The sequence below is a fragment of the Micromonospora sp. R311 genome, assembly GCF_056780015.1.
In genome coordinates this window covers 1-19,855 of record NZ_JBSWCE010000022.1, presented here as the reverse complement: position 1 = coordinate 19,855, position 19,855 = coordinate 1, and the positions used below count along the sequence as shown (strand labels likewise).

Below are 19,855 nucleotides of genomic sequence, written 5' to 3'. Positions count from 1 at the left end.
CCGAGGAGGGCCGGTGCGCCTCACGCGGGTGTACGTCAGGTTTTTCAAGTCCTTCAACTTCGACTATGAGCGCCGCGCGAACGAGAAGGCTCAGCGTGCGACGTGGGAGATCCTGCCGGAGGGCTGGTATCCCCATGTGCGCCTCGACGTCGACCCCCAGATCACCGCGATCGTGGGGGCGAACGAGTCGGGCAAGAGCCACTTGCTGGACGCCATCGAGTGCGTCATGGGTGAGCGCGAGGTGACGCGTAGCGACTTTTGTCGCTACTCGCAGCTGTTCTCGGTCGAGACCGACGAGGTCCGGATACCCGACGTGGGCGCCGTCTTCATGGTCACCCGGCAAGCGGAGTCCGACTTGCTGGCGACACTCGACGTGACCAGGGCGGCGGGCGAGACGTTCCTTTTCATGCGGCCCGGGGAAGGGTCTCCGTTCATCGTGGCGGACGAGACCGTCGTCGAGCTTGACGACCCGGCCGAGGTGAAGGCGCTCGAAGGCATCTTGCCGCAGGTACTGCGGTTCTCCACCAGCATCGCGGTTCCCGACAGCGTGCCGATCGCGTCGCTGTGGGGTGGCCGGCTGGGCAACCTCGCTGACCGCCGCCTCCGTGGTGAGTTCCTGGAAGCCGCCGAGCAAATCGATGCCGACGACGACGCCGACACGACGGCGTGGGGCCGGCGGTTGTGGGCGTTCTTCCGTCGCCCGACCTCGACGGCGGACAGCCGCGAGCAAGCACTTCAACGTAACGCGCAAGCCCTAGCCAAGAAACTGCTCGTCGATGTCGCCCGCATCGACGAGAGCATCTTCAAGGAGCTCCAGAAGGCCATCAACGATGGGAAGGAGGGCGAAGTCAGTGGCCTTGAGGGCAAGATCAATGAGAGCTTGGCGCGGCACCTCAACCTCTCACGCTGGTGGAGCCAGGACAACGACTTCAAACTCCGCGTTACCACCCGAGAGCGGGAGCTCGTGTTCACCATCCGCGACCGCACCGGCGCGGAGTACTCCTTCGGCGAACGCAGCCGGGGCCTGACGCATTTCCTCGCCTACTTCGTTCAGCTCCGGGCCCACCGGCCGGCCGAGGACCGCGACGAGATCCTGCTTATGGATGAACCCGACGCCTACCTGTCGAACTCCGGCCAGCAGGACCTCCTGCGCGTGCTGGAGAACTTCGCGATTCCCGACGACCGGCGCCGGACGGACCAGGTCATCTATGTCACCCACTCACCGTTTCTGATCAACAAGAACGCCGCGGATCGGCTGCGGGTCCTCGACAAGGGCACTCAAGAAGAAGGCACCCGCGTAGTCAGGGACGTCGCCCGCACCCACTACGAGCCGCTGCGCTCCTCCCTGGGCAGCTACGTCGCCGAGACCGCCTTCATCGGTGGCAAGAACCTCATCGTCGAAGGATCCGCCGACCAGGTGATGCTGGCCGGGATGTCCAATGCACTGCGCGTCCGGCGGCCCGAAGTCGCCCGGATGCTGGACCTCAACGAAGTCACGATCGTGCCCGCCGGCAGCGCCGACAGCGTCCCCTACATCGCCTACCTCGCCCGAGGACGCGACCCGATCAAGCCCCCGTGCGTCGCGCTCCTCGACGGTGACGAAGCCGGTCGAAGGGCCGTCGGCAAACTGAGGCGCAGCGAGGCGAACCGCAAGCCGGTTCTCGACGGGAAGTTCGTCGTTTGCCTCGACACCTGGGCTGCCAATCGCGCAGCAACGGCACCCGATGACATCAAGGTGGCCGCTTCGACCAAGTCCGGGGACGTCACCGAGATCGAGGATCTCATCCCTGCACGCATTGCGGTCTACGCCGCGCGGAACTACGCCACCCGTCTGCTAGGACTCGGTGACGAGGACGCCGCCAAACTGAAGGAAACGGGCCTCAAGACACGACTCGACTCAGGTCGCCCGTTGTGGGATTGCCTCACGGAGAGCTTCGCCGAGGCCTTCGAGGCGAGTATCGACAAGGTCGGCTTCGCCCGCGAAGTTGTCAGTCATCTCAACTACGTCCCTCGTGACGGCCGACGCCCAGCAGAGGTTAAGACGCTGGAGGACAACTTCATCGCGCTCTTGAGCGACCTGACCGACCTGCTCGAAGACGCCGCGGTCAGCGAAACCCAACGCCGTCGCGAGAAGCGGATGGGACGTATCGTCCGCGGATTTCTCGACGACTATCAAGACGGCGCAAGTCGCACTGTCGCCGACAGCCGCCTGCGCGAGATCGAGAGCAGCCTCGACGACTCCGCCGCCCACGATGACCTCAGAATCAAGATCGCAGCGCTACGGCGAGACTTCTCACTCCGAACTGACCCGACGAGGACCATCAGCGATTTCCCGACTTTCCGGCAACGGCTCGAAGGCCTCACTCGCCAGGAACGCCTCGCCAACCAGGACCCCGACATTGACACCGGCCCCGGCTACTAGCCCCAATGCCGCTCAGTTAGCTGCCTGAGTCGGCCATTACCACCCGACAAGCGCAGTCAAGCTCGCCACGCTGTTGGCCCGAGCTCTTGCGGCACCGTAAACTGACCCGGCGCGGCAACTTCACGGAATCTCGGCAAGGGACGCATAGCACGACCGAAGCAGGCACTGAGCAGGACTTACGACTCTTCTGCCGATCTTCGGTAGGCGAGCACAGCAACGCCCGCGTGCCACCTACTAACGTGAACATAGAATCGGAAACCGCAGGTAGTAAGCGCCTGGATACAGATAGGAAGTCGACTTAGAACAAAGCGGATGGAGCTAAGGCGGCAGTGGCACGGCTAAGCGAATTTAGCCCACCTTCAATTGTAAGCTCGATCCATCGGCGGTAATTACGAACGCTCGCCCCGCTTAACGGACCGGCGATTCCGATTCAAAGTTGACCGTCGAGCGAAGGCCGCCGAGGAGGCGGGCACCACTCGGGAAGAGGAGAAGCCAAGGCTACGATGCTTTGCCTAAGGGTGCGCAATTGTTCCGCGTTGAGCCGGCACGGCCCCGCAGAGAAGCTCTCTTCACTCTTTGAGTGGGCGCGGTAGGTAGTCACCGTCTCCACGCGGATCTGTCCGTCGGGCATAAGATAGCGACTGCACGAGGTAGACCGATCGTCAGATGACGTTTCGGAAACGTGGTCGAATTTCCAGCCAGCGTCTACCGTTCGCTCCTTGCCGAGCAGGGAGCGTTGACGCCGGCCGTTCTTGACAACATACAGTCTTGGTATAAGCACGTCTGCTTCGAAGAGCAGTAGAGCTAGTTCGTCGGTGGTGATCGAACCGAGGCGTTCGTCATGCTCGGCGGGGATAGCCCCCGTTAGCCATGCAGCCAGCGTCGTCCGGCTCATCACAGGCCTTCTGAAGTAGTTGCGCCGCTGCTCTTCGTAGCCGGACCCATCGCTCAACCGCTCCCTCGGCTCCCAGGCGGGAACGACGTAGCCAATGACGCCGTTACCGTCGCGTACCACAGAGAAGGAGCAGAGGAATGGCATCGGCACGAGAGTCGCACGGACGACTGGAGGCAGCAGCTTGTCCTCGATCCGGACGATGGTCGCTACTGCCTCGCCTGCCGCTGAATTATCTTCGCCGCTTGATGTCAACGTTGTTGCGATGAAGCGGCCGTGAGCAGCAGCTAGATGTTCGGCCCTGGTGACGGTCAGAGCGTGGCTGGCCACTGCTGCCGCGAGGTTGGAGGAGTCCTTCGGCGTATTCACCGCGAGCGCAGGAACCTTCAGTCCAGCTTGCCTCGCGTAATCGCGGAAGGCGCTCCAGGATGCCGCAAGATCTCGCGCTCTTCGGCCAAGGGCCTGGCAGGCCGCGGGCGCAGCCTCCGTCAACGTCGCCGACCACCGCCCTGGGGAGCGGGAGGCGACAGCGACAGCCGCAGCTGCCGGGTCGGCTGTGAGGGCCTCTGCCAACTTAACCGGATCCCCTGCTCGGCAGGCGTCCAGAATCCGCAGCTCAGTGCTCAGCACGGCAAGGTCAGGGCTGAGAAGGTCCCGGTGAGGCTCGTCTCCTGCTAGGGCGTACGACGCCATCGCGAGCAAGACAGCACCGGCCCTGATGCTGCGCGACGTTTCAGGGATGTAGCGCATCTGTGTTGCGGTAGCTGCGCCTACATCGCCGTCCGTGACGCTGGCGTACCGGGCCGCCTTCGTAAAGGCTTCGGCGGCACGACGGTGTGCGCCGGTGGCCGCGTGACACAGGCCGGTTCCCCACCATCCGCTGACTTGCATGGGACGTTCGCGGACCATCATGGCGAAGTGGGTCTGCGCGTCCTCCCACCAGCCCTGTAGCACGGCGGCCCAGCCGTCCGGCGGACTGGGTTGGCTCGGGCGCCGAGGCGCACTGGCGAGGGTCTCCCGAGCGTTGGCGACCGCTCCGGCGATCACCGCGGGCAACACCTCTGGGCACCAGGGAAGGAGCCCCGCTGCGGCGCCTGGGACGCCCCCGAACAACTCGGTCGGCCACAGGCGGAGATCCCCGTCGGCGATTGCCCCGTCCAAGCCCGCCGCAATCGCAGCGACTGCCTGCGGCCACTCTCGGATCGTCGTCGTTGGGCTGGCGTAGGCCGGTGTGGCGTCCTGCCAGCCGGCTCTCGCGGGCCGCGCGCTGCCGTTGCGACTGGTCGAACGGGACGCCCGGGCTAGGATGATCTTTCCGTCGACCCCGGCGGCCATATACTGCGGGGTCTGTGCCTGACGGGCGCGAACACGCGGGACGGCGTAGTCAAAGAGGTCGCTGGTAGACACGAAGCCGTCGTCATCGCCGTCGGCCGCACCGCTACTAAGTCCTTCAACCAGGACGTCGGTGAACGCGGAGCGCTGGTCGCGAGACTCTTCGAAGGCGGCACCGAGCGCGTCCGATGCCGTGATGACGACGTATCCGCCGCCCCTGAAATCCTGCAAGGGCGAGGACTGGGATTTTGTGCTGAAACCGTCGGCGAAGCGGCCGCTGAAGCAGCAGTCAAGCAGCAGAACCCGGGAGCGCGCCAATGCCAGGTTGATCTGTTCGTTCACATACCGGGCCGGCAGGGAGGTGCTTGCCAGGAGGTCAAATTGCGTGTTGGGGGCAGCGAAGTGGAGACCGTAGCTGCCACCTTGTCGCTGATCGACCACACCGTGGCAGGACACATAGATCAGCATGAGATCATCGGGATCGCACCGACGGGAGAAGCCTTCCACGGCGGCGAGAAGTTCGTGGGAGGGCCGGTTGAGCAGCACCTCGACCGAATCGAAGTGCCCGATTTCCGGGTCCCGCAACAACGCCGCAAGTCTCTCCACGTCCACCATGGGCGCGGACAGCGGCGTCAGCTCGGGATCCTCGTACGAATCGGTCCCGATGAGCAAGGCCCGCCTCACGTCGTACCTGCTGCATCAGTCGCTGTGTTGCTGCTTTGAAGGGCGGCTGCAGCCGTGCCGTTTTCGCAGAGTTGCATGAACGACTCCACCGCAGCGTGCGCGTCCTTGCGGGATATGCCGGTGACATCAATCTCTCGGTCGCCGCAGCGCATCATCAGCCTTCGGACGGCGCCCCTCTGCACGAAACCGACGATCACCGTGGCCGCTGCAGTGACCGCAGAAGCGGACAGGCCGCCCGTCAGGATCAGTTCTGTGAGGCTATGGGCGCTGCCTTTCTCGCCGGCAGTCGATGTCGACGGTAGCGGACGTGCGGCAACTCGCGCCAATGCCAGCTCATTCAAAATTTGGCGAATAAGCTGTGTAGACGTGTGCGGTGTCGCGCCTTCTAAGTGATCAATGAGGATTAGCATCGCTCATCCCTGGCGTCGGCCTGCAATCGTGGGCCATGCTACGTGGCATATTCCGCGGCAAGTTGTCAGCTTGCCGACATTCACGAGGAGTTGCCTCGATGACACGGCTGACGCCAGCGGCGTGCGCAGTTGGGCTCGGTTGCCCACCCCGCGGTGTCGCGAGGCATGTGTGCGAGCGCCGTGCCGGAAGTCCCACTCCTTCCTGCCTGCCTTTGCTACTGCGGGCCGTTCGGCCAGGATGGGAGGTCACTGCCGGGGCCAGCGGCTCAGCCAAGAGCCATCCATGCCCTGGCCACCGCGCTCGTCGGCGCGATCCTCTCCGGCGACGGCTGGCGCCGCACCGATCTCGTCGTCCAGGGTGAGCTCGTCCTCGGGGTCCGACGTCGCTGACTGTGGCCGGTCGCCGATGTGGCGCTGGCATTACCACCCGGCACGCGCAGCCAAACTCGCCACGCTGCTGGCCCAAGCTCTCGCGGCACCGTTAAACTGACGCGGCGCGGCAACTTCGCCGGATTGCGGCAAGAACGCATCGAACCGATCGAAGCACAGCGTGAGCAGGACTTATGCCTGTTCTGCTGATTTTCAGCAAGCGAGCACAGCAACGCGCGTCTGCGACCCGCTAACGTGAAAACAAAATAGGAACCCGCAGGTAGCGAGCCCATGGGTACAGATAGAGCGTCGTCTTAGGAAACCGTTGCTCTATCCCCTGAGCTACGAGGGCGCGAGGGCCCAGTCTAGCGACCTGCGGGTTCACCTGGGGTGGCAGGGAGTGGCCCACGTTCACCCACGTCACCCGGACCCCTGTTCGCCCAGCCCAGGAGCACACCTGGAGCACACGAACCCCGGTTTGCGACCGGCGATCGGTACCTGGGTAACGGTCCAGTCCTCGGCGAGCGTGCCGCTGCCGGTGGCGAGCAGATGGAACGGGACGTAATGAAGTGGCCCGTCGGCTCAGACACACAGGTGCCGGCGGCCTTCCGCGTGCCAGTGCGGCACACGGTCGAGGAAGCCGGCGAGGACGTGTCAGGCCGTTCGGCCAGAGTCTGCTGGGCGTCGCGGGTTACGACGCGGTGCAGTGGATCAGCGGTGATGGCGCGGCGAAGGTCGGCGACGCGCAACGCGACGTCCTGGCCGCCCAACGCCGCGAACGCGCCCGTATCCGCAGCGAAAGACAACGACTGCTGGGCCCCACCCACCACCCACGCAGCATGAGCCCAACACCGTGAACACTCGTGGGTCAGAGCACTGGCGTTTCCTGAACGGCCGGGACGGCGGTGGCGCGGTCGGCGGCGACCTGGGTCAGTGGTGGTGCGGTGTATAGGCATGGCCTCGGCCGCGCGCGATCAGCCACTGGTTAACCGGAAGCGTGACGGTGAACGCCACTACCAGCGCGCTGCCCAGCGAGAGCCAGAAGAGGGGACTTCCGAGTCCGGCACTGACCGCACCGGGTATGAGGACCAGGACGACGTTCTCCACGGACACCATCACGGTGATCGAGACCGTCTCGGCGGCAAGTGCGACCCGGGTCGCCTGGCCGAGAGTGAGGCCGGCCTTCATCACCCGGCGGGCTGCCAGCGCGTACCCGAAGAGGACCGCCAGCGCGACCGACAGCACGATCCGCGGTGTGTCGTCCAAGTCGATCAACGTTCCGATCGCCATACCAAGGATCTCGCCGATGGCACAGCCGGTGAGGCAGTGCAGGGTGGCGGCGAGCGCCATCTGCCACCCGGCGTGCGCTGCCGCGTGACCAACAGGTTCGTTCACAATCGTTCCGTTCTTGCGTGGTTGAGGGGGACCGGACGCGGGTGGGTGTCGCTGCGGATGGCGGCCGCACGGGCCCTGGTGTGGTCAGAGGTCGCCGAGGTCACCGCCATACGGACGTCCTTCCCCACGAGGTGGTCGTGACGGAACTCGGCCTTCGCCAAGATCCAGCCCGACCGTATGCCGCGCGCCGTGCTCAATCAGTGCGCAGACTGTGACTGAGCCCGCGATCGCCCGACGAAACGGGACAGACGCGCGCGACCGAATACAGCGCGGATCCGCCGACTCGTTTCTGGGACCGGCGCCTCGCGGTCACCCCGGCAGCCGAGGGCGTCTCCACTTCACGAGAGCTTGGCTCCAACCGCTTCCGCGTCGGGATGCTCGAGGTCGGTGAGGATCTCCAGGGCCGACCGCCAGGCGTGACGCGCTGCCAGGAGGTCACCCGAGGCGTGCTGGACGTCTCCGAGCCGATTGAGGCTGACCGCCTCGGGATAGCGGTCGCCGGTCTCTCGCCGCAGCCGGATCGCCTCTTGGTAGGCGACGATGGACTCCTGGTGAAGCCCGAGCCGGTGCAGCGCGAGACCGATGGTGTCCCGGGTGGCGGCCTCGCTACGCGCGTCGCCCGACACGTTCAGCAGATCAAGAGCCTCCTCGGCACGGGCCAGACCACCGGCGGCGTCCCCGAGCAGCAGGCAGGTCCAGCCGATCTCGTTCAGGCAGTTCGCTTCCCCGACACGGTCACCGACCGACCGGTAGAGCTCCAGCGCCTGGCGTTTCAGGGCACGTGACTCCTCGTGCCGGCCACACCGGTTCAACTCGTAGCTGAGGCTCCGCAGCGTCGTCGCCTTGCTCACCTGGTCGCCGAGCTCCGCGTACACCTCGATCGCTCGGTTCAGGTGCGCATGCGCCTCGTCATGCCGGTCCAACCTGCTCGCGGCAATCCCCACCAGCCGATGGCTCAACGCCTGCGCCGCCCGGTCGCCAAGCCGCTCGGCGGCGGCCAACGCAGCAGACTGCGTGTCAAACCACTCCTGCCAACGGCCCTGCCGGTCGAGGAACTCGCCCACCGACAGCGCCAGCGGCAAGGCGTGCGCGTCGAACCCAGCGCGTCGCGCGGCCGCGACGGCCGCGTGCAGGGCCGGGCGTTCCCCGGCCAGCCAGGCGACTGCGGCCGCCGCGCTGTCAAGCGGCGTCTCCGGTACGCCGGGCAGCGGCGTGGGCAAGGTCAACTCGTACCGGCGGGGCGGTGCCAGCAGCCTATACGCGGTGTGGCAGGTCTGCAGGTAGTAGTCGAGCAGCCGGTGCAGGGCCGCCCGGCGGTCCTCCTCGGACTCAGTCACTTCGGCGAGTTCCGCCGCGTACGCGTGCAGCAGGTCGTGCAAGACGTAGCGGCCCGGCGCGGGCTGTAGAACGAGGTTGGCGCGGTGTAGGCCCGCCAGCGCAACCTGAACACCCCTGACGGGTCGGCCGGCAAGCGCCGCGATCGCCCCCACTCCCACGTCCGTGCCACCGCCCGGATGCAACGCGAGCAAGCGGAACAGCCGCGCGGCATCGTCGCTGAGCGCACGATACGACCAGGAGAAGGCCGCTCGGGCATCGGTGGCGGCGGCCGGACCGGCGAACGCCTCCAGGCTTCCCCGTGCTCGCCGTAACTCGTTGGCGATGGCGGAAAGCGGAAACGCTCGGTTCACGGCAGCCTGTGCGGCGACTGTGGCCAGTGCCAGTGGCAACCGCGCCGACCGCGCGACGATTTCGTCGACCGCCTCCGGTTCGGCAGCCATCCGATCGGCGCCGACTCGACGCGCCAGCATGTCTCGAGCGTCCTCGGCCGACAGCAGGTCGAGGGTGAGCGGATGAGCGCCCTGAGCAGCGACGAGTTCGCCCAGGTGGTTCCGGCTGGTGACGAGTACCAGTGAACCGGGAGTCCCGGGGAGCAGCGGGATGACCTGCTCCGGATCCCGCGCGTTGTCGAGCAGGATCAGCATCCGACGGCCGGCCAGATGGCTTCGGTACAGCGCGGCAGCCTCGTGCAGGTCGGCCGGGACGCGCGCGGCGGGCACTCCCAGGGCGTCCAGGAAATTGCGCAGGGCATCACCGGGAGCGACCGTCGACCCGATCGGACCGAATCCCCGCAGGTTCGCATAAAGCTGTCCGTCGGGGAATCGGACGGCGAGTTGATGGGCCAGGTGCACCGCCAGCGTCGTCTTGCCGATTCCCGCCATGCCGGAGATCACGTGGATCACCGGCGACGGGAACGCCGTCGACTCGGCGGCGGTGAGCACCCCCAAGAGCTCGGCGATCGCTGCCCGTCGGCCGGTGAAGGTGGGCAGGTCGGCGGGGAGTTGTGCGGGAGCGGGGCGGTCCCGGCCCGACCATCGCCGCAGCGGCTCCGCCAGCGCTGCACCGTCGTGACCGCGCAGCACGGAGGTGTGCGCGGCGGCCAACTCGGGGCCGGGTTCGACGCCCAACTCCTCGGCCAAACGGATGCGCACCGACTGAAAGGCGCTGAGGGCCTCGGCCTGACGGCCGGACGCCGCCAGCACGAGCATCAACCGTGCCAGTACCGACTCGTCGAGCGGATGAGCGTCCGCAGCCCTCCGCAGCAGCGGCTCCATCGGCTCGGGTAGGTGGACGGCGAGCGCGACGTCGGTGCCGCGCCGTACGGTGTGCAGTACCTCGCGGTCCAGCGCCGCGAACAGTGGTCGGCTCCGCACCTCAGCCTCAATGCCGGCGGCGGCCGGGCCCTGCCACAGGTGCAACGCCTCGACGAACAGAGCAAGCTTCAGTTCCGGTTGCTTCTCGCCCTCAGCCTGCGCCACCAGCTCCCGAAAGCACAGCAGGTCCAGGCTCGCCGCGTCGGTGGCGAGCCGGTAGCCTCTGCCGGCCCTCACCAGGAGTTGCCCTGTTGAACCCTCGGGCCGGTCAGGTTGCAGTACCCGCCGAAGTCGCCCGATGTGCCGCTGGACAATGTTCACCGCGCTAGCTGGCGGCGCATCGGCCCACAAGGCGTCGGCCATCTCGCTCAGGCTCACCGGCCGGCCCGCGTACGCCAGCAGCACGGCGAAGAGGGCGCGCTGCTGTGGTGGCCCCAGGTCCAGCTCCGTGTCGTTCCGCCAAGCCCGCACCGGGCCAAGCACGGTGAAACGGTTCGTTCCCCGGTGCACGTGCCCTGAAGGCCCCGACCCGTCCCTGCCGTTCCGCAGGGAAGGCCAAGGGAACGCCGTTCCTTCCCCCGCCCTCTCACCCACCATCACCTGCGCTGGAGGGTCAGCGGACCCGGCCAGCCCGTGCCGGCGGAGCACCTCCGACTCCCGCAGCCGACCGACAAAGCCACTAACCCCACGCGGCAGCTCACCCACCCGGGGGCGCCCGCCCCTGTTCTCCAACCGCCCCGAACGCGCCAGCTCGACGAGAACAGCACGGTCACCGTCACCCAGCCGCAGCGCGTCAGCCAGCGCCGCCAACGTCTGCGCCTGTGGGGCACGACTGCGCCCCCGCTCCATGTCACTGATCGCCCGCCCACTCACCCCGGACGCCTCGGACAGTTCCTCGATCGTCATGCCCGCCGAGCGCCGCAACGTCCGCAACCGCCGGCCGAACGACAAACCAGTCACCACACCTCCCCGACAGCACCGACCGCAGTCCACGCCAGGTCGGCGCGGTTGAAAGCGAGTCACCGGTGACCGTGATCCCCTCCGGCGGTAGAGCGCTCCCAGAACGGTAGTAGCGGCGGTCGGCTCCTGTCATGTACCTGCGCGCACAGAAGCTTGGTCAAGCCGGCATGGCCTGATGAACAACCGGCCGGTCATTGTCTCCGGGAGCACCGCGTGCCACCGTTGCAGCACCGAACGACAAGCGCGGTGGTGATGAGGCATGACGTCCCAACAACTGGCAACAGCGATCAGTACGGCGGAGCTGCCACCCCGGCACCGCGCCGAGGCTGTTCGCGCCCTGGTCTGGGAATCCGTCATCCAGGTCGAGATCGACCACCATCTCCCGCCGGAACGCATCGGCGTCAATCTGCGTCTCGGCAGCCTGGGTTCACTGGGTGTCTGCTCGGTGCGGGCGACATCGACCACTGTACGACGCACGGAGCGGTTGGCGCGCCGCGACGACGACCCGGCGATCTTCCTCGGGCTGCAGATGTCGGGGACCAGCCTGGTTGTACAGGACGGGCGGGAAGCGCTGCTCCGGCCGGGCGACTTCGCCATCTACGACACGGCCAGCGCCTACAGCCTGCTGTTCCTCGACGGCATGGACGCGGTCTTCTTCCGCATCCCCCGTACCACGCTGGGAATTTCTGCGCGCCGGTTGCGCGACGCCACTGCGGTCACACTCGGCTCGGGCAACGCTGTGGCCGAGGTGACCTCGGCATACCTGACCCGGCTCGCCGTCACCGAGGCCTTGCCGTACAGCCGGCACCTGGTTCTGATGGCCGAGCCGACGATCGATCTGATCCGCGCGTCCGTCGCCGCCCGTCTGGACGACCGTGACCTGTTCGGTGAGGCGGCCACCGGCACCTTGCCGCACCAGATCATGAGTTACCTGAGGGCGAACCTGGCCGACCGGGAGTTGACCCCGGCGGCCGTAGCCGCAGCGCATCACATCTCTGTGCGTTACCTCTATCAAATCCTAGGCCGGCAGGGTGTCCGGTTCGGCGAGTGGGTGCGCCACAACCGGCTTGAGGAAGCCCGCAAGGACCTGGCGAACCCGGCCTATCGGTCGTTGACTATCTCAGCGATCGGCCGCCGGTGGGGCTTCACCGACTCCACCCACTTCAGCAAAGCGTTCAAGCAGGAGTACGGGATGTCGCCGCGCGACTGGCGGGCGCACCACTACGAGTCTCTCCAGCCTGGTGAGGTTCCCCGGTAGCTCGTAGGCCGCCCGCGGCAGTTGGGTGTGCATCACGAGGCGTTGCGACCTGGATCCGCCAGGACGAGGCTGACCGGGGCCAGCGTGACGACCGGCTCCCCACCTCGGGAGCAGGGCTTTCGCGGCAGCGTGCGGACGTTGCGTCGCGAGCGTCGACATCGGGCGGTGCGGCCGGACGGGTCACCATGCGCGACACGGGACTGCCGCGGCCGTCACAGGGTTCGCCGTACCCCCGCCCTCCGTTCCAGATTGCGGAGCTGCACCGCGAGGTTGCCCTCGACGGCGGCGTGGGCGGGTCCGGTGCGACCGATCGGCAGGATCTGTTCGTCCTTCATGTCCTCGAGCATCAGTGCGTACGCGGCGTAGAGGCAGAAGCCTGCGAGCAGGAGCCCAAGCGCTCCCGCGACGTGGCCGAGCCAGGCCACGCCGGTCAGCCCGTAGATTCCGGCCACCAGATGGCGGGGCGTGGCGATCAGCAGTACGAACCAGAGCGCACGTTTCGGCATGGTGACCGTCACCATGAGACCGGCGAAGGCGGCTAGAGAGAGATTGAGGACGCCCAGGACCTTCATCCCGCCGGATGCGTCCGTGGCCAGGACGAGAGAGGTGGCGAGCCAACTGCCGGCGAAGACGGCCATCAGGGTGGCCGCGACCACATCCCGGGCGCCGAAGGCGAGGACGCTCACGACCAGTTGAAGTGCGAACGCAGGTAGGATCGTGAGGGCAACCGCGCGCTCGTCGGTGGCGTCGAACAAACCCAGCTGCAGAAGGCTGGCGATCGCGGAGGCGATCGCGATCGTGTAGAAGCCGAGCGGCATGGGAGAAGCGATCGGCCTGAGGTTGATCCGCGTCATGGGTCGTAGATCGGGCTCGAAGTGGCGTGCCACGGCCGGTCTCTTGCCGTCTTCCGCGGTCTGGGCATCACTGGATGTGGAACTCATCTGTTGCAACCTCCAGAGTTGGATCGGCGACGTGTCGGGCCGGTGCGCCGCGGCGGCGTCAGGTGGCCGTCATGGCGTCGAAAGCGTGGGCCACCGTCGGCTTCGTGCCCTCCTTGAGCAGCGCGCGGGCCACCTGCTCCGCGCGGCGGTCGTCCGCGGTGAGCCGGTCGCGGTGCTGGGCGAGGTGGTCGTTCCAGGTGACGACCACGTAGTGTTCGATGAGCCGTTCCGGATCGGAGCTGTCGCGGTAGAGCCCCCAGGTGATGGCGCCGGTGCGGCGTCGCGACCGGGCGACGGCCGTCATGGCGGCGATGAAGCGATCGATGTCGCCCGTGGCGACGCGGTACTCGACGGTGACGAGGACCGGGCCGCCGTGGGGCTGCGGATCGAGGACGGACACCGGCTCTGGCCAGTGGCTGGAGGGGTTCGTGTCGGCGCTGCCACCCGGTAGGGGCCACCAGCGGACGCTGGCGGCGCCGAGCAGGAGCGCCCCGCTGGATGTGAGCAGGGCGGGAGCGAGGCCCCACCGGTCGGCGAGCAGACCCCACACGGGCGCGGCGAGCGCCATTCCGCCCTGGAAGACGACCAGGTACACGGCCAGGCCTCTCGCCCGCACCCATGCCGGCAGCCGTGTCTGCATGGCGGCGCTGAGCAGCGACACCACGAGGATCCAGGCGAGTCCCGCCGCCGGTAAAAGCAGGACGGCCGCCCCGACGGTGCGCGTGAGGGTGAGCAGGGTAAGGACGGACGCAGCGGCGAGGCCGGCGAACGCCAGTGATCGGCCCGCTCCCCACACACGGCGCATCGACGGCAGCAACACCGCACCGACCACCGCCCCCGCACCCACCGCACCGAGCAGCAATCCGTAGCCCGACGCGCCGAGGCCCAACGAACGACTCGCGACGAGTGGCAGGAGAGCCCACAGGGCGGACGCCGCGGGGACGAACAGCAGGCAGCGCCACAGCACCCTTCGGATGTCCGGGGAGTGCCACACGTAGCGGCGACCCGCGTCCAGGGCGGTCAACAGCCGCTGGTCGCCGGACGGGGTCTCCCGGGGGCCCAGCGGCCGATGCCAGGCGGTGAGCACGGCCACGGTACCGAGGTAGGACAGGGCGTTGATCGTGAAGACCCATCCGGTTCCGGTGAGGGACAGCAGCAGGCCGCCGAGTGCGGGACCGACCGCGCGCGCAAGGTTCATGCTGACCGCGCCCAGGGCGGCGGCCTGCGGCAGGGACGGGCGATCGACCAGTTCCGGCTGGATGGCCTGCCAGGCCGGTCCCATGAGGGCGGAGCCGCAGCCGGTCAGGAACAACAGGGTCAGCAGGGAGGCCGGTTGTAGCACGTCGGCGAAGGCGAGGCCCGCAAGCACCGCGGAGCACCCGAGCATGGCGTACTGCGCGGTGATGAGCAGCCGTCTGCGGTCCAGTTGATCCGCCAGCACTCCGGCCGGAAAGGCGAGCAGGAGCAGCGGCAGACTGGCCGAAGTCTGGACGAGGGCGACGAGCACCGGCGATCGGCCGACCAGTTCCCACTGGGCGGCGACTGTCATCATCCAGGTGCCGATGTTGGACACGAACTGGGCGATCCACAGGGCGCGGAAGACCGGTGCGGCGAAGGGCTTCCAGGCCTCCCCGCGTCCCTCGTGGGCGCCGCGACGGGACGTCGTGCGCGAGGGCGCAGTCTCCGTCACCAGTGTCTCCAGGACCGGGAGCGGTGATCTTCCCGGCCAGGGCGCCCCGAGGACAACACGAGACGGGCGAGCAGACCGCTACCAAGCCCCAGCGTGACCGCCGCGAGGGCACTCCACGCCGGCCAGGGGGTGAGGCCGGCCACCTCGTCAAGCGCCCACTCACCCGGTCCGGTGAAGGCCAGGGCGGCGGCGGCGATAACGAGGACGAGCGGATACTCGTAGCCGTCGTTCTGTACCCACAGTCCGTGCGGCCATTTCACGCTGACCGCAACGGTCATGACCCCCACCGCGCCCGCCACCGCGAGGGGCGTGACCAGCCCGGCAGCCAGCAGCAGCCCGGACCCGATCTGGGTCGCTCCGGCGAGCACCGCCGTGGCCGTGCCGCCTTGGAAGCCATCGCGCCGGAACTCCTCGGTGCCTGCGTCCAGCCCGCGCCCGCCGAGCCACGGGCTGACCTTCTGCACGCCGTGTGCCGCTATCAGCAGCCCGGTCACGACCCGCAGCAGCATCAGGCCGGTGTCCACGCTTCTTCTCCTCACGTCAGGGGATCGAGGGACCGCGGTGCCCCTGGCGGGCCGGGCGCGATGCGACACCGTGCCCGGCCCACCGAGGGCTGTTCGTCTCAGCCGGCGGCGTTCGCGCCGATGAAGTGCTTGGCGTAGACCACGCCGAGGCCGTATGCGCCGGCGTGCGCCTTGACGATGTCCATCACGCCGTCGTAGGTTCCGCCGCGCGCCCAGTCCCGCTGGAGCTCCAGCAGCACCTGGACCCAGGTGACGGGCACGGCACCTGCGCGGATCATGCGGTCGAGGGCGTGCTCGTGGGCGGCCGGGGTGACGCCACCAGAGGCATCCGCGACGACGTACACCTCGTAGCCCTGATGAAGCGCGGACAGAACGGGCAGCACCAGGCACACCTCCGTCCACAGACCCGAGATGATGATCTTCGTGCGGCCGGTGGCCTTCACCGCGTCTACGAGGGACGGGTCCTCCCAGGCGTTCATCGTCGTGCGGTCGATGAGCTTGTGGTCCGGGAAAACCTCCACGAGCTGAGGCATCGCCGGGCCGGAGAACGACTCGGCGGCGACGGTGGTGATGACCGTCGGCACGTCGAACAGCTGCGCCGCCTTCGCGAGGCCGACGGTCGCGTTGATGATCGACGTGCGGTCGCCGCTTCCCGTGCCGAAGAACATCTGCGGCTGGTGGTCGACGAAGAGCATCATGGCGTTGCCGGAAGTGAGCAGATCCGGGCTGGGCGCGGCCTGGACGTTCGCGAGGTTGGTCATGCGGGTTCCCTTTCTGTGCGCGGAGAAATCGGGTGAATTGATCAGAGGTCGAAGCAGGGGTCGAGAGGCATCGACTGCTGTTCGGGGATGAATCTGCGGGCGACGCGCCACTGCCGGTGCCGCTCGGACTCCGCGACCGCTTCCGCGATCAGGTCTGCCTGGCGGGCGCCGCTGGGCTTCGGCGTCGCGTGGTAGCCGCCGAACCGGGCGACGGGGCTCCACTCAGGCCTCAGCGCAGGCAGAGTCTCGTCCAGGCCCTCGTACTCGGCTGCGGCGTAGACGATGCGTCCGCCGACGACGGTGAGCACGGATTCGATGTGCGGGATGTCCTCATCGGTGACGGTGAAGTAGTCGTCGGACAGCACCGTGAGGTCCCCGAAGTACCCCTCCCTCAGGATGCCCTTCAGGTGTTCCTCTCCGGTCAGGCGCGCCCCACCGACGGTGTAGAGCTCCAGGGCCTTCTCGCGGGAGAGCCGGTTCGCCGGCGGATACAGCAGCAGGTCTCCGACGGTACGGCCGGTGACGAGCCAGTGCAGCGCCACCCACGGGTTGTACGACGACACCCTGGTGGCATCCGTGCCCGCCGCGACCGTGATCCCCTTGTCGAGCATGCGGCGCACCGGTGGCGTACGGGCCGCCACGTCCGCGCCGTACCGCTCGACGAATGCCCTGCCCTGGAAGGACATCCGGTTCTGCACCGACACCGCGCCGCCGAGCGCCGCGATGCGGTCCAGACTCGCGTCGCTCACCGTCTCGGCGTGGTCGAACAGCCAACGGTTGCCGGCCGGAAACAGGCCGTCGGCGGCAAGCTTCTCGAAGACCGCCAGGTCCCGCCGGATCGTCTCGTCGTACGTGGCATGCAGGCGGAAGCCCCAGCCGTTCTCCATAAGCAGCCGGACGGCCTTCTCGAATTCGGCTTCGTAATCCCCGAGTTCGGGACGCGGCTCGCTGAAGTTCTCGAAGTCAGCCGCCGCCCAGGTGAGGTTCTCGCCCGCGCCGCGCAGCCGCAACCACTCATCCCCGTCCGCCGGGCTCACCGTGTCGATCCACCGGGTCAGATCGGCGATCTCCTGCCCGGCCGTCTGCGGAAACAGGTGGTACGCGATGCGCAGCGACAACTCGCCGGTGCGGGCCAGGTCGATGACCGTCCGGTAGTTGTCCGGGAAGTTCTGGAAACCGCCCGCCGCGTCGATCGCCGACGTCAGGCCGAAGCGGTTGAGCTCCCTGAGGAAGTGCCGGGTAGAGGTTCGCCGGTCGTCCTCGCCGAGCACCGGGGCCTTGGCAAGCGTCGAGTACAGGATGAGTGCGCTTGGCGCGGCGAGGAGAACACCGGTCGGCTCTCCGTCCCGCCCGCGCACGATCTGGCCGCCGCGGGGGTCCGGCGTATCGCGGGCGAACCCGGCCGCCCGGACCGCGGCGCGGTTCATCAGCGCCGACTGGTACAGGTGCAGGACGAAGACCGGGGTGTCCGGGGCGGCGGCGTTGAGCTCCGACACCGTCGGCATGCGTCGCTCGGCGAACTGGTCCGCCGTCCACCCCCCGACGACCCTGATCCACTGTCCTGCGGGGGTTCGGCCGGCCTGATCCCTGAGCATGGCCAGGGCCCGAGCGAGCGAGGGCACGCCATCCCAGCGCAGCTCCAACACGTAGTTCAGGCCGCCCCGGATGACATGCAGGTGCGAATCGTTGAGCCCGGGCAGCACACGCCGACCCAGGGCGTCCACGACTCTGGTCTCGGTCCCCACGTACGGGGCGACGGCACGATCGTCGCCGAGCGCCACGATGTTGCCGCCGTGCACGGCGACCGCCTGGGCCTCGGGCCGCCGTGGATCACCGGTGAAGACCTTGGCGTTCCGGACGAGTAGATCGGCAGGCTTGACAGTTCCGTCGGCCGGTGTCATACCGCCGACCGGCATGCTGGTCACGCTGTTCTCCTCTCTTCGGATCGACGCGACGCTGCAGGCCGGGTCAGATGCTGTAGAAGGCGGTGACCAAACTGTCGATCGCCGTCTTGATCGCAACGTCGGCGCCCCGGGTGGCCCGCATGCTGTTGACCATTACGAAGTCGTGGATAACGCCCTGAACGCGCAGCGCGGTGACCGGTACGCCAGCGGCGCGCAGCTTGTTGGCGTACGCCTCGCCCTCGTCCCGCAGCACGTCCGCCTCGGCCGTGATCACCAAGGCCGGCGGCAGATCCGCCAACTGCTCGACAGTCGCCCGAAGCGGCGACGCCGTGATCTCCGCTCGCTGCGCTTCGTCGGTGGTGTACTGGTCCCAGAACCACTTCATCCCGTCGCGGCGCAGGAAGTAACCCTCCGCGAACTGGTGGTACGACGGCGTGTCGAACGCCGCGTCGGTCACCGGGTAGAACAGCACCTGAGCGACCAGATCGAGGTCACCGCGCTCCTTGGCCATGAGCGTGAGCGCGGCGGACATGTTGCCGCCCACGGAGTCGCCTGCGACCGCCACCCGCGTGGGGTCGAGGCCGTAGGCCGCGCCCTCTCGCGCCACCCACTGGGCGACCAGATAGTTCTGCTCGATGGCCACCGGGTACCGCGCCTCGGGCGACAGGTCGTACTCGGGGAAGACGACAGCCGCGCGGGCACCGACAGCAAGTTCGCGCACCAGTCGGTCGTGCGTGTGCGCGTTACCGAACACCCAACCCGCGCCGTGGATGTAGATGAGGACCGGCAGCTGATCGGGCGAGCCGGCGGGCCGCACGATACGGGCGCGGACACTGCCCGTCGAACCCCCGTCCAGCGTCATCCACATCTCGTCGACGTCGGGCTTGGCGATCGGTTCGGACTGGACCTCGTCCACCGCCTTGCGCCCCTCGGACACCGGAAGCTCGTACAGGAACGGGTGATCCGCGGTCGCGGCGGCGAACGCCGCGGCCTCAGGCTCCAAGACCGGCTCCGTGAAACGTGACTCAGACATGTCACCCTCCTCTTCAACAAACCCCAGACGACGCCCGACGACGCCGCGCACCACGAACGTATGGATCGAGCGACGATCACGTGTTTGCTGAGCACGCACACCCCATGCCTGAGAAGGAACAGCAGGACCGAGGGGTGTCCGGCGGGAGCGAGCACGGCGGAAGTCGGCGCCTCCGCAAGTCGGGGTGATGATTCCGGGAGCCGAGCGTTGAGCGCTGGGAGGCGGTTCCTATGCACCGGCAGTCAGATCGGCCGTGCCGCTGGCACCTACCGTTCCAGGACACGGAGTTGTCAGGAAAGAGGAGCCGCATGCAGTTCGGAGTCTTCACCGTCAGCGACATCACCACCGACCCCACCACCGGCCGCGCTCCCGGCGAGGTCGAACGGATCAAGGCGATCGTCAGGATCGCCGAGAAGGCGGAGGAGGTCGGGCTGGATGTCTTCGCCCTCGGCGAGCACCACAATCCGCCGTTCTTCTCCTCCTCCCCCACTACGACGCTCGGCTTCGTCGCGGCTCGGACGTCTCGGCTGTTGCTGTCGACGGCTACTACGTTGATCACCACGAACGATCCGGTGAAGATCGCCGAGGACTACGCGATGCTGCAGCACCTGGCCGACGGCCGGGTGGAC

13 protein-coding genes and 1 pseudogene are annotated in these 19,855 nt (G+C 67.7%); 3 read left to right on the top strand and 11 right to left on the bottom strand.

The features are described from left to right. Positions 1–13 precede the first annotated feature (13 nt). On the top strand, positions 14–2,422 hold the full coding sequence (locus AC1WTP_RS19435; protein ID WP_481650678.1) for an ATP-dependent nuclease: 2,409 nt from the start codon (positions 14–16) through the stop codon (positions 2,420–2,422). 430 nt (positions 2,423–2,852) lie between these two features. On the opposite strand, the gene AC1WTP_RS19430 is transcribed toward AC1WTP_RS19435, so the two are convergent. The 5 genes and pseudogenes from AC1WTP_RS19430 to AC1WTP_RS19410 all read right to left on the bottom strand — a co-directional run. Continuing rightward, a complete protein-coding gene (locus AC1WTP_RS19430) occupies positions 2,853–5,318 on the bottom strand; it encodes a caspase family protein (protein WP_481650677.1) in 2,466 nt (821 codons plus the stop codon). Positions 5,319–5,326: 8 nt separating this feature from the next. Then, on the bottom strand, positions 5,327–5,740 hold the full coding sequence (locus AC1WTP_RS19425; RefSeq protein WP_481650676.1) for a hypothetical protein: 414 nt from the start codon (positions 5,738–5,740) through the stop codon (positions 5,327–5,329). Between the two features lie 1,299 nt (positions 5,741–7,039). After that, entirely contained in the window at positions 7,040–7,504 is a 465-nt protein-coding gene (locus tag AC1WTP_RS19420) for a DUF4396 domain-containing protein (RefSeq protein ID WP_481650675.1), read from the bottom strand. 338 nt (positions 7,505–7,842) lie between these two features. Further along, positions 7,843–10,638, bottom strand: a complete 2,796-nt coding sequence (locus AC1WTP_RS19415; RefSeq protein ID WP_481650766.1) for an AfsR/SARP family transcriptional regulator — start codon at positions 10,636–10,638, stop codon at positions 7,843–7,845. Positions 10,639–10,926: 288 nt separating this feature from the next. Further along, positions 10,927–11,115, bottom strand: a pseudogene (locus AC1WTP_RS19410) (helix-turn-helix domain-containing protein); the annotation flags it as partial. A 259-nt stretch (positions 11,116–11,374) separates the two neighbouring features. Here AC1WTP_RS19410 and AC1WTP_RS19405 point away from each other — a divergent pair. Then, positions 11,375–12,373, top strand: a complete 999-nt coding sequence (locus AC1WTP_RS19405) for a helix-turn-helix domain-containing protein (protein ID WP_481650674.1) — start codon at positions 11,375–11,377, stop codon at positions 12,371–12,373. A 212-nt stretch (positions 12,374–12,585) separates the two neighbouring features. Here the strand turns inward: AC1WTP_RS19405 and AC1WTP_RS19400 are convergent, their stop codons facing one another. The 6 genes from AC1WTP_RS19400 to AC1WTP_RS19375 all read right to left on the bottom strand — a co-directional run bounded on the left by AC1WTP_RS19400 (position 12,586) and on the right by AC1WTP_RS19375 (position 19,325). Further along, positions 12,586–13,314: a hypothetical protein gene (locus AC1WTP_RS19400; RefSeq protein WP_088994531.1), complete on the bottom strand. Its 729-nt coding sequence runs from the start codon at positions 13,312–13,314 to the stop codon at positions 12,586–12,588. 58 nt (positions 13,315–13,372) lie between these two features. After that, on the bottom strand, positions 13,373–15,004 hold the full coding sequence (locus tag AC1WTP_RS19395; RefSeq protein WP_481650673.1) for an MFS transporter: 1,632 nt from the start codon (positions 15,002–15,004) through the stop codon (positions 13,373–13,375). Then, positions 15,001–15,528 carry a DoxX family protein gene (locus AC1WTP_RS19390; RefSeq protein ID WP_481650672.1) on the bottom strand — a complete coding sequence of 176 codons (528 nt, stop codon included), beginning with the start codon at positions 15,526–15,528 and terminating at the stop codon, positions 15,001–15,003. Before AC1WTP_RS19390 ends, AC1WTP_RS19395 begins: the two co-directional genes overlap by 4 nt. 98 nt (positions 15,529–15,626) lie before the next feature. Continuing rightward, positions 15,627–16,289 (bottom strand): hydrolase, encoded by a 663-nt coding sequence (locus tag AC1WTP_RS19385; RefSeq protein WP_481650671.1) that lies wholly within the window; start codon positions 16,287–16,289, stop codon positions 15,627–15,629. 41 nt (positions 16,290–16,330) lie between these two features. Then, the gene (locus tag AC1WTP_RS19380; protein ID WP_481650765.1) at positions 16,331–18,205 is read right to left on the bottom strand and encodes an amidohydrolase; all 1,875 of its coding nucleotides are present in this window, start codon (positions 18,203–18,205) and stop codon (positions 16,331–16,333) included. Positions 18,206–18,257: 52 nt separating this feature from the next. Beyond that, on the bottom strand, positions 18,258–19,325 hold the full coding sequence (locus AC1WTP_RS19375; RefSeq protein WP_481650670.1) for an alpha/beta hydrolase: 1,068 nt from the start codon (positions 19,323–19,325) through the stop codon (positions 18,258–18,260). Between the two features lie 209 nt (positions 19,326–19,534). Between AC1WTP_RS19375 and AC1WTP_RS19370 the strand changes: the two genes are divergently transcribed. After that, on the top strand, positions 19,535–19,855 hold a 321-nt coding region (locus AC1WTP_RS19370), incomplete at its 3' end, for an LLM class flavin-dependent oxidoreductase (RefSeq protein WP_481650669.1).

Coding starts and splice junctions, on each gene's coding strand:
- AC1WTP_RS19425 (WP_481650676.1), bottom strand. CDS start 5,740: ATGCTAATCCTCATTGATCACTTAGAAGGCGCGACACCGCACACGTCT.
- AC1WTP_RS19405 (WP_481650674.1), top strand. CDS start 11,375: ATGACGTCCCAACAACTGGCAACAGCGATCAGTACGGCGGAGCTGCCA.
- AC1WTP_RS19400 (WP_088994531.1), bottom strand. CDS start 13,314: ATGAGTTCCACATCCAGTGATGCCCAGACCGCGGAAGACGGCAAGAGA.
- AC1WTP_RS19385 (WP_481650671.1), bottom strand. CDS start 16,289: ATGACCAACCTCGCGAACGTCCAGGCCGCGCCCAGCCCGGATCTGCTC.
- AC1WTP_RS19380 (WP_481650765.1), bottom strand. CDS start 18,205: ATGCCGGTCGGCGGTATGACACCGGCCGACGGAACTGTCAAGCCTGCC.